Annotated in this window: 2 protein-coding genes; both read right to left on the bottom strand. The window is 37.4% G+C overall.

The genetic code is table 11. The annotated features are described in order from the left end of the window. Positions 1-329, bottom strand: a 329-nt coding sequence (locus tag EII29_RS11525) for a hypothetical protein (RefSeq protein WP_199726095.1), incomplete at its 3' end; no start/stop codon positions are given. Continuing rightward, positions 310-585 (bottom strand): hypothetical protein (locus tag EII29_RS12955; RefSeq protein ID WP_233573338.1); only part of this gene is annotated, 276 nt, incomplete at its 5' end. The genes EII29_RS11525 and EII29_RS12955, both read right to left, overlap by 20 nt.

The following is a 585-nucleotide window of genomic DNA, read 5'->3' as shown; positions in this document are numbered from 1 at the left end:
ATGTAATAGGCAATTGATAGTGAATCAAACGCTCCATTTTCCACAGCTTTGTTAATGTTTGGTGCATTGTCGTAAAGCGTAAAGTCAGTCAGGTATTTATTAGAAGCTAAGTCATAATAAACTTTCGCGTCCCCAATTACTTCACTAGATCCAGCTCCGTGTTCATATAGCAATGGATATCGTTCTCTAGCAAACTCAATGCAGTTAGGGGTCAAGATAATACCGTTACGATTCTCTACGCCAACTTCTGAACCAATGCCTTGGAACGACTTAGAACCGTCCTCGTTTTCAGTTACTTTAATTTCAGCACTATTGGTTATTAGTTTCATCTGTGCTTGTTACGTCCTTTCTATTGCCTTGTAAATCACTTAGGTTTTTAACAGCAACTGCGTTAAGGTTTGTGACATAAATATCTCCGCCCTCGATTGGTTGCTCGCCCATTTTAACAAGAAGTTGATTCTGTGTAAAAATAGGAGCGTTGATATTTTCGTGATACAAGTCAATTAATTCTTTCAAAGTTGCAAACTTGAATAGCTGGTTATCTACGATTATGCGTTCATAATATAAATTACCTTTTACCACTCG

Origin of the sequence: Leptotrichia sp. OH3620_COT-345 (assembly GCF_003932895.1) — a bacterium.
Classification (GTDB): Bacteria; Fusobacteriota; Fusobacteriia; order Fusobacteriales; family Leptotrichiaceae; genus Pseudoleptotrichia.
Note: the sequence above shows the minus strand (reverse complement) of the source record. Positions and strands in the feature narration are given on the sequence as shown.